Origin of the sequence: Erythrobacter donghaensis, from assembly GCF_001557325.1 — a bacterium.
Lineage (GTDB): Bacteria > Pseudomonadota > Alphaproteobacteria > Sphingomonadales > Sphingomonadaceae > Erythrobacter > Erythrobacter donghaensis_B.
On the sequence record NZ_LSJS01000209.1, the window covers coordinates 1 to 9,679 of the forward strand.

Sequence of the window (9,679 nt, forward strand, 5' to 3'; positions counted from 1 at the left end):
CGACCGCACCGGTCGATGTTGCATTGGGCGACTGCGACCTCGGGGTATTCGCCGTTAATGGCACATATGCTGAGTGCATTCAGGTTCTGTCCGGCGTGGCCATCGACAAGCGGCGGCCGTGGCTGGCGGCCACATTCGCCGATGAAGTGTCGACGCAGTTGCGCGGGCTGTTGCTGATGCGTCCTTTCCACGGGCAGCTCCATGTTTGCCTCGTCGAGCCGTGCCTTACCCGGGCTGACAAGCCGATGCTTCTGGTAAGCGCCGACCGAATGCAGGCTTTCGAGCTGGATGCTGCTGGCCGTCTGGTGGAGCGTGCAGTGCCCTCGGCGGGAAAGCTCAAGAAGGGCATTGACCGGGCTTGGGCCGATCTCACCCGCCGCATGTTGGCGGTGACCACCGAGGCAGGCGAGTTCCGGTTCGGCAGCTGGATCGCTGTCGTCCCGGTTCAGGAAGCACGGCCCCGCTGACCGGCCACCATCACCCACCACCAGACGGGCGGCGCTCTCCATGAGAGCGCCGCCCGTCTGCTTTGCCAATAGGAAATCCAATGCACCACCGTAACTCCGGCCATCCGCCGGTTCTGTCCGCGCTGACCATCATCCGGACGCGCCCTGAATACGAACGCCGCTCCCTCATCTCCAGCATAGCGCTGTTCACCGCCACAGTCACAGGACCGCGCGAGGCAGCCTTCGATCTGCTCCACGCCCGGTTCGATCCGACGGATTCGCGGGCGGACATCATCACGGGATTGTGCGAACGGCTTCCAGCCGGAGCGCAGCTGCTGGTCCGCCAGCCCATTCTGCCGACCCGGTATCTGATGGACACCGCTGCGGTTCGAGACCTCCCGCCGATCGACAACCAGCTGCTCGCCCGCGCCTTACCGGGCACCAAGCTGCTGCCGCTGACGGTAACCGAGGAGCAACTGATCGCCGCAGGTGAAGCCATCGGACTGGAAATGGCGGGGCCAGCATCGACGCCGCTCAAGCGCAACCGCCGGGCGCCGGAACAGGCGATGGCGCTCTGGTCGATCTACACGCAGGCATTTTGCCGCAGACCTGAGGCCCGTGCGCTGATCGCGTCCTTTCAGGCCTGGCGGGTGCTCGAGCGCGCCAAGCCGCTGCCGTTCTGAACCCGCTCATCCATCACATCAAATCTGCGCAGCATCGGCTGCACCACCACAACAAGGAAAAATCTATGACCACTCCCCGTTCCTACGCATACACCTTCATCGACACCGAAAGCGCATGGGACCGCGATCTGATCGCGGCCAGTCAGGCAATCCATCCGGACTGCCAGCACAATCGGATCGCATCGCGCTGCATCAGCGCTGCCGCCCTGTTCGACCTTGATATCTCTGCGGAGGGTGCCGTGTCGTTCGGCGCGGTCAAGTCGTGGAGCGAACACATGGTCGGGTCGGACATGGAGGTCGCCAAAGCCCTGTTCGCCGCTCTTGCCGAACGCGAACGCCGGACCGTGGTCACATGGGGCGGGTTGCCCGTCGATCAGCAGGTGCTCGCGCTTACTGCAATGGAACACGGGCTCGTATTGCCGCCGCAGCTGCGCGAGCCTGTATTCGGCAACCGTCAGCGGATGCACCTCGACCTTTCCCTCGCGATGAAGGGTGCTGGCCGCACATGGCACCACCTGTCCGAAGTCGCCTACCGTATCGGCGTGCCGCTCTCGCTGCTGCGCAACAAGGCCCAGTTCTTCCAGACCCGCACGCCCGCCGACTGGCACGTGTTGCTGGGGCATTGCGAGCTGGACACCCTCATCACCGCTATTGTCATGATCGCGTGGCGTATTGCGCAAGATGCTCCCGGGCTCCGGTTCGAACCCGCGGTGATCGGTATGATCGGCGCTTTCCTGCGTCAGCGCCCGGCACACCCACTGGCTGCCGAACTCCGCGCCTTCAGCGCAAGGCTGGAGCAATGGATCGCCGACGATCGGGACGCGGCGTAGCTTAGCGTCGGCAAGGCGCTGGCAAGCCGGGCTAAAAAACCCCTCTTGCCAGCACCTTGCCGGACGGCCAATCATGCCGGCAACAGGGGAACCCGCATGAGCCGCGCGCACATCAATCACTACCGGCGCACGCTTGCCGAACAGCATCGCGTCACCGGCAGCCTCAACGAACGGGTGCTGCGCAAGGCGTTCGCCGAACTGCTCGAACGCACGGGCCGCGCCCATGATCTGGTCTTCACTAACGAATGGGAAGGGCGTGGCCCCCGCGGCAACAACATCGCGGTGGACGGCGCGCTGATCCCCCAGATCCTGCGCAAGCCGTTCGGATATTGGGAGGCCAAGGACAGCAAGGACGACCTCGAGCGCGAGATCCGCGACAAGATCGCGAAGGGCTACCCGGACGACAACATCATTTACGAGGACACGAAGACCGCCATCCTCCGCCAGGATGGGCGCGAGGTCATGCGCATTTCCCTCGCTGACGATGACGCGCTTCTCAGGCTGATCGACACCTTCTTCGCGCACGAGCCGCCGGAGCTCAGCGAGTTCAAGGCGGCTTCCGCCAAGTTCCGCGCGGACCTGCCGCAGGTGCTCGAAGCGCTCGAAATGGCGATCGGCGAGGCCGAAGCCCGCAGCACCGATTTCACCCGCGCGCTCGATACCTTCCTCGAACACGCCAAACAGGCGATCAATCCGACCGTCAGCAAGGACGACGTCAGGAAGATGCTCATCCAGCACATCCTGACCGAGGAGATCTTCACCAGCGTATTCGACAACGCCCAGTATCACCGCGAGAACAACATCGCGGTTAAGCTGGGCGAACTGGAGGCAAAGTTCTTCACCGGCGCGCTCCGCCGCGCGACCACCGATCTGCTTCGCCCTTATTACGGCGCGATCCGTGCCGCTGCTGCCGGGCTGGCCGATCCCCGCGCCAAGCAGGATTTCGTCAAGCGCCTCTACGAGGACTTCTACAAGTCCTACGATCCCAATGCCGCCGACAGGCTGGGCGTGGTCTACACCCCCGGCGAAATCGTGCGCTTCATGATCCGTGGCGCCGAATGGCTGACCGAAAAGCACTTCGGCAAGACGCTCGCGGACGAAGGCGTCGAGATCCTCGACCCCGCGACCGGCACCGGCACCTTCATCGTCGAACTGCTCGAACACATGCAGGGGGCCGGCACGGCGCGGCTCAAGGCCAAATACCAAAACGAGCTGCACGCCAACGAGGTCGCGATCCTCCCCTACTACGTCGCCAACCTCAACATCGAGAACACCTTCGCCGTCCTCAACGATGGCTACGAGGAGTTTCCAGGCCTCGTCTTCGTCGACACGCTCGACAACACGGCGGGCCTTGCCATCTACGCTGGGCACCAGCCGGACATGTTCGGTGGCACAAGTGACGAGAACCTCGAGCGGGTGAAGCGCCAGAACTCGGCCAAGATCAAGCTGATCATCGGCAACCCGCCTTACAACGCCTGGCAGCAGGACTATAACGCCCGCAATCCCAACCGGCCCTATCGCCGCGTGGACGAGCGTATCGGCCAGACTTACCGGCGCCTCAGCAACGCCCAGAACACCAATTCCCTGTCGGACATGTATGTCCGCTTCTGGCGCTGGGCTTCGGACCGGCTGACCGAGGACGGCGTGATCGCCATGGTCACCAACCGCAACTTCATCGAGAAGGTCGCCTTCGACGGGTTCCGCAAGAGCATCGCCGAGGAATTCGCCGAGTGCTGGGTGATGGACTTGGGCGGCGACGTGCGCGCCAATCCCAAGCTCAGCGGCACCAAGCACAATGTGTTCGGCATCCAGACCGGCGTGGCCATCGCCTTTATGGTTCGGCGCAAGGAGGCCAAGGGCTTCAAGCTGTTCTACGCTCGCCGCCGCGAGGATGAGACTGCTGCGGACAAGCTTGGCTATCTCGAAAGCGTGCAGGATTTCGATCGCTGGCAGGTCGAGCCGCTCACGCCTGACGTCAAAGGCAACTGGCTATCGAGCGAGAGCGCGGATTGGAGCAGCTACCTGCCGCTCGCCGATCCGACTATGGGGCCCGGCGATAGAAAGGGGAACAAAGACGTCCTCGATGACCAAGGTGTCAGGGTCGAGGCGATTTTCCGCCTGACCTCGAACGCCCTTCAAACCAAGCGCGACGATTGGCTTTATGGCCATGACAAGGCATCGGTCGCCAACAAGGCGAAAGCGCTACTCAAGACCTTCAATGCAGGGGGTGCGAAGCAGACCGATAGCATCAAGTGGGACGCTGATCTTGATCGCCGCAAGCTTACAGGCAAGTCGATCAGCTTTGACAAAGGTTTGATGACAGACAGCCTGTATCGTCCATTTACGAAAAAAGTCCTCTATCTCGAACCCCGTCTAATCGCTCGAACCTTCCGCGTGCGCAGCCTTTTCCGCCCGGGAGAAACCAACCATGGCATCATTGTAAGTGATCGCGGATATCGGAGCGACTTTGCGGCACTGGCTTCGAACCTGATTCCTGAACATCATGTGTTGGCGACGACCGACGCCTTTCAGGTGGTAACCCGGTATCGCTACCTCCCTTCTGGTGACCGAGATGACAACATCACACCATGGGCGCTCGACCAGTTCCGTGGGCGCTACCCCGACGACGAGGTAACGCTCGATACGATCTTCGCCTACTGCTACGCCGTGCTGCACGATCCGCTCTATCGCGAAAAGCACGCCGACGATCTGCGCCGCGAATTCCCGCGCGTGCCGCTCTACCCCGATTTCGGCCGTTGGGTCGCATGGGGCGAGACGCTGCTGAAGCTGCACATCGGCTACGAGAAGGTGAAGGCCTGGCCGATCAAACGTGTCGAAGCCGACAAGGAACCCAAGCCCGGCGCTATGGCGCGCCCGATCCTGCGCTCTGTGGCGGAGACAGGCGAAGTCATCGTCGATGCGCAGACCAAGCTCACCGATATCCCGCAAGGCGCATGGGATTACCGCCTCGGCAACCGCAGCGCGATCGACTGGGTGCTCGATCAGCACAAGGAGAAGACGATCAAGGACCCCACCGTGCGCGAGAAGTTCAACACCTACCGCTTCGCCGACTACAAGGAGAGCATGATCACCCTGCTCGCCAAGGTTGTGCGGGTGAGCGTGGAGACGAACGCAATCACCGATGCCATGCGCGCGCTGGATCGCGGGGCAGGGGAGGGAGTTTGAGGCTCGTTTGTCGCGCAGTGGTGGAAAAGTACGGATTTTCGGAGCAGCCATGTCCGGTGAGCGCGTTCGGGCCTCAAATTGCCCACCACGCGGCCGACTTCGCGAAGCGAGCGCTCATTCAGGCAGGGCTCATATGCTGCGCCGCACTGATGCATCAACGCCTCGGCCTGCGCTGATTTTCCCGTGCCTCGTCGAGTAAGTCTTGCCGTCTCCGGAATTCTCTTGCAGCACGCACGGGACTGGCCGGGAGGGGCTTTGGTCATTCTTCAACGATTCGCCGCTAAAGCGGGATCGTCGAGATGAGAGGGCAGCACAGTGACTCATGCCGAACGCAATGCCGTGATTGGCAAAAAGATCGCGATCTACACCGAGAAGTTCACCGCTTCCCGTGAGTCCGCGCGAGCGACGATCAAGCGTGAAGGGCTGTCTGACAAGCCCAAATCGAAGCGCAACGCAGTAGCTTGAGCCGCCGTAATACGGCGTTCGTCCTCGGCTATCATGGCTGTGACCGAAAGCTCGCCGACAAGGTCATCAAAGGCAAGGCTTCCCTCGCGCCGAGCGATTCGAAGTTCGATTGGGTTGGCCCCGGTATCTATTTCTGGGAGGCCGATCCCCTAAGGGCATGGGAATGGGCGGAGAGCCGATGTAGAGACGGATCATACGCTGAGCCGGGTGTTGTCGGGGCGATCATCGATCTTCGTGAATGCCTCGACCTGCTGACGCGAGAAGACCAAGAATTGGTCCGCGATGCCCATGCCTCAATGGTAACGTTCTACACCAAGGCCGGCAAATCCCTCCCAACGAACCGCAATTCCAAGCGTGATGGCGACACTGATCGCAAGATCCGGGAACTCGACTGCGCTGTGATCAAGCACCTGCACTCGATCATGGACTACGACTTCGATGAGGCCGAGGCCGAGGGTGAGGCGGGCGATCCGATCCCGTTCTATGACACGGTGCGCGCCATGTTTACCGAAGGCGAGCCGCTTTACGAAGGGGCTGCGTTCTACCGCCAGAGCCATGTGCAGATCGCGGTCCGCAACCCTGATTGTATCCGGGGTGTCTTCCATCCCCCTGAGCTCGAAGAGCGTCGACTCGCGATGATTGCCGCGCGAGCCTAGCACTCAGGCCGCGCCGTCGCGACAGACCGCACATTCACGCAACGGACCTCTAGTCCGTTGGATCGAAGGGGCTGCCGAGAACAGCGACAGCCCCACATGACCGACTACGACCGCCTCAACCGCGGCTTACCAGTCCTTGAACGGTGGTTGATCGGCAGCAGCTTGACCGGATACGGCTGCAGGTGATTGGTAGTGACCGTCACGAACTCCGCCATAAATTCGCGATATTCGCCGAGCACCTGATACAGGCCGTGTGACTCGATCCGCTTCGAGTAATGCTTGGCGTTCGTTCCGGTCCTGGCGTGTCCCATCACATCGGCGCGAACCATGTCGGGTGCATTGGCTTCTGCGTAGGAGCTAGAGCCAAGTGCCCGGATCGACTGCATGTCGGCAATCTTCCCCGAGTGTTCGTTGCTGGGGATATCCATGTGCAATCCGATCCACCCAACCATGTGCCGCCAAGCGATGTTCCGAAACTGGTGACCGCCAATCCGCGCTTCATTGAGGAAGAGCTCCGGGAATAACGCGGCATGGCCCTCAGCACGGATCGCCTTCACGTAATCTGCGAACCCGAGCCTCAATATCTCCTCATGCACGGGGATCCGGCGCCGGCGATGGGCATTCTTGGTGCCGCCAGGGACGCCGTCTTCTGCGCGCAGATCGTTGTCATCGATCTTGAGATTAGGCACCGGCTCGTCGAGAAATATCTCGTCCGCCCGTAGACCTGCGATCTCGTTCAGCGATGCGTGGGTGTAGTAGAGCAATATCGGAAGCCAATAGGCGGCATCATGCCAGACATCGCTACCGCCTGCTTGATCAAGCCGGTGGAGGTGCCCGCCGCCGCCGACCCAGATAGGCGACGAGAAGAGGCATCTCATGTGCTCGCGTGTCCAGACGGGACGCACTGTCTCTTCCGTCACTTTGTTTTGTTTAGGAAGTTTTGTCTTAAGGAAGTCCAAAGCCTTGGTGTTGGGGATCTTCGGAGCCCACAGATCCTCCGCCAGAAGGTCATAGGCCGTGGACATATACGACAGGTCCCGCTTTACCGTATTGAGCGATCGCGCGTTGTGCCGCCCAACCTTCAGACCGGCGACTACTTCGGCAAAGGGGCGCTCGAAGGCTTTCGCCGGGCGAAAATCCCGCGGCATGCGCATGAGCCCGTTCTTGTATTTGGCCACGTCGGCATGATTGTAATCGCCGAGCGGCTTGTCACCGGTGATCCACGCAAAGGTTCGGAGAACACGCTCGTATTGCGCAAGCCCGCGCGTCCAATGGCCATTGACGCGCGCTTGTTCGAGAACAGATGGAATGACCTCGCTGAACCGCATGGCATGGTAGGTCTTGAACACGCAATCAGGATGAGAAGCGGCGTTGGTCTCAGCTGGCGCTAATACTGGCGAGGGCAGGGCGATTGGCGGAGACGTTGCAGGCTGCGGCGGCGCAAAGGTAAGCGGCGCCCCGTTCGCCCGGCGCTTTGCCAGCAGGGCTTCCTCCTGATCGAAGGCGGACTGCACATCCTCGTCGAGGAAGTGGGACGCGAGCCGGTGCGCTTCGGCCATTGCCTGAAGGTGGACGTGCTTGAGGCGGGCAACCACTGCGTTGGTCGGCTCAAGCCCCAGACCCTCTGCCATCAGCGCCATCATCTCATCGGCAATGATGTCCTTGCCGCACTCGCGGTCGAGATCGCAGGCCACCCACTCGATATCCATTTCGTCGTGACCCTGAGCCGCCAGCATCTGGCGATGGGCATCGGTCAGCTCGTTGGTGGTGCCCGGGCGCTGGGCGATATCGAGCGCGCTTGCCATGGTCCGGTAATCCCGCACACAGGCGGCGGGATCACGCGACGGGTCGTGCAACTCCATGATCAGCTTGGACAGGCAATCGCGCAGCTCGGTTTCGAACAGCGCCTTGATCGTGTTGGCGTCGAGCGTCTGGTTATGTTCGAAATACGCGTTCACCGTCCGGCGCACCCTGTCAAACTGTGCGGAGAGAATCGCGACCCGCTCGCGCGCTTCCTGCCCGTCACAGGTGGAAAGCGGCACGATTACATGGATATCCTTGCCATCGAGCAAACGGACCCGTCTGCGGAAATAGTAGCGGCCATAGCGGCGCGAGCTGAAGGGTATTTTGGGCATTGAAAGGCTCTCCGAGATGCCTCGGTGAACCGGCATGTGACAACGCATGTGACACTCCGCCTCACCGAGAGATGAAAAGCGGTTTTCCTTCAATGCCTTGCGTGAAAAGTGGTCGGGGAGACAGGATTCGAACCTGCGACATCTTGCTCCCAAAGCAAGCGCGCTACCGGACTGCGCCACTCCCCGACACTCTTTGTCTCGCCCGCTCCGCCCCCGGTGGGCCCGGCAGGATTCGAACCCGCGACCTAGCCGTTATGAGCGGCCAGCTCTAACCGCTGAGCTACAGGCCCCTCGCGCAGCAAGGCACCCGGGGGCAGGGCAGGGCGACCCGCTCGCCCTACCCCGCAGGCGCACGCGACACAAGCCGGGACGCACGTGCCTATCCCCCGGTCGCAGCGATGATCTCGGCGACGGTGCAGCTGCGCACGCCTCGCGCCGCGAGCCGGGCATAGACAGCCGCGAACCAGTCATAGAGCGCCTCGACCTGTGCCTCGCTGGCCGCATAGGGCGTGTGGCCGGGGGCGAGCGTCGGGCTGTGGAACGAGAGCACCAGCACCGGCAGGCCCGCATCGATCGACAGGTCGACCCCGCGCAGCGCCTCGGCGGCCGAGACGCCCTCGGGCGTGAGTGCGATGCGTTCGAGCAGGCGCAAGCGCGAGAAGCCCGAGAAGAAGGTCGGCACGTGGCGCTGCACGCGGTGGATCAGCGGGCCGAAGCGGCGCAACGGGCCGCAATAGGCGCTCGTCACCGGCAGTTCGAGCAAGCTGCTCTCGGCGTCGATCCAGTAGGGGGTCACCGGATGGTTGCTGTAGTCGGGCCCGTCATAGGAACTGTAATCAAACAGCGGGCGCACCGACGTGTCGATCCGGATCCCGGCATTCCTGAGCAGCGCGGCGGTATGGGGGCCGAGCCCGTAGCGCCCGGCGCGGTAAATCAGCGGGGCGCGTCCGAAAGCGGTCTCGATCGCATCGCGCAGGGCCGTGAACTTCGCCGCTTCGAGCGCAGGCGGCAGATTGCCCGCGAAGGAGTTGCGCACGCTCACCTCCTCCTCGAACGGCGGGTTGACCCAGGGGTGAAGCTGCACGCCGACCTCGGCTGTCCCGCGGCGCACGGCATCGCCGATGATCTCCACCGCGCGCGGCTCGTGCACGATCGGCCAGTCGACCAGATAGACCGGATGCGCCCCGATCCGCTCGCAGAAGGCCTGGAAGCGCGGGATCGCCGCGACGTGGCTGGTGCCATAGCCCTCGCGCCGGAAGGGGGCGCGAGGGCTATGGC

At 62.5% G+C, this 9,679-nt stretch carries 8 protein-coding genes and 2 tRNA genes; 6 read left to right on the forward strand and 4 right to left on the reverse strand.

From position 1 onward, the window contains the following. The 6 genes from AX692_RS20185 to AX692_RS12640 form a co-directional block, all read left to right on the forward strand. Window positions 1–467 (forward strand): hypothetical protein (locus tag AX692_RS20185; RefSeq protein WP_230961060.1); only part of this gene is annotated, 467 nt, incomplete at its 5' end. A gap of 80 nt (window positions 468–547) precedes the next feature. Further along, window positions 548–1,129: a hypothetical protein gene (locus AX692_RS12625; RefSeq protein ID WP_073974384.1), complete on the forward strand. Its 582-nt coding sequence runs from the start codon at window positions 548–550 to the stop codon at window positions 1,127–1,129. Between the two features lie 65 nt (window positions 1,130–1,194). Next, window positions 1,195–1,959, forward strand: a complete 765-nt coding sequence (locus AX692_RS12630) for a hypothetical protein (RefSeq protein ID WP_073974383.1) — start codon at window positions 1,195–1,197, stop codon at window positions 1,957–1,959. A gap of 96 nt (window positions 1,960–2,055) precedes the next feature. Beyond that, a complete protein-coding gene (locus AX692_RS12635; RefSeq protein WP_073974382.1) occupies window positions 2,056–5,145 on the forward strand; it encodes a type ISP restriction/modification enzyme in 3,090 nt (1,029 codons plus the stop codon). Window positions 5,146–5,460: 315 nt separating this feature from the next. Next, entirely contained in the window at window positions 5,461–5,610 is a 150-nt protein-coding gene (locus tag AX692_RS19710; protein WP_155644908.1) for a hypothetical protein, read from the forward strand. Continuing rightward, a complete protein-coding gene (locus tag AX692_RS12640) occupies window positions 5,607–6,266 on the forward strand; it encodes a hypothetical protein (protein ID WP_081095304.1) in 660 nt (219 codons plus the stop codon). Before AX692_RS19710 ends, AX692_RS12640 begins: the two co-directional genes overlap by 4 nt. A 104-nt stretch (window positions 6,267–6,370) precedes the next feature. Here AX692_RS12640 and AX692_RS12645 read toward each other — a convergent pair whose 3' ends face one another. The 4 genes from AX692_RS12645 to AX692_RS20190 all read right to left on the reverse strand — a co-directional run. Continuing rightward, window positions 6,371–8,401, reverse strand: a complete 2,031-nt coding sequence (locus tag AX692_RS12645) for a hypothetical protein (protein WP_073977419.1) — start codon at window positions 8,399–8,401, stop codon at window positions 6,371–6,373. Between the two features lie 109 nt (window positions 8,402–8,510). Beyond that, window positions 8,511–8,587, reverse strand: a tRNA-Pro gene (locus AX692_RS12650). A gap of 31 nt (window positions 8,588–8,618) precedes the next feature. Continuing rightward, window positions 8,619–8,691, reverse strand: a tRNA-Ile gene (locus tag AX692_RS12655). Window positions 8,692–8,780: 89 nt separating this feature from the next. Beyond that, a partial coding sequence (locus tag AX692_RS20190) for a polysaccharide deacetylase family protein (RefSeq protein ID WP_073977711.1) occupies window positions 8,781–9,679 on the reverse strand: 899 nt, incomplete at its 5' end.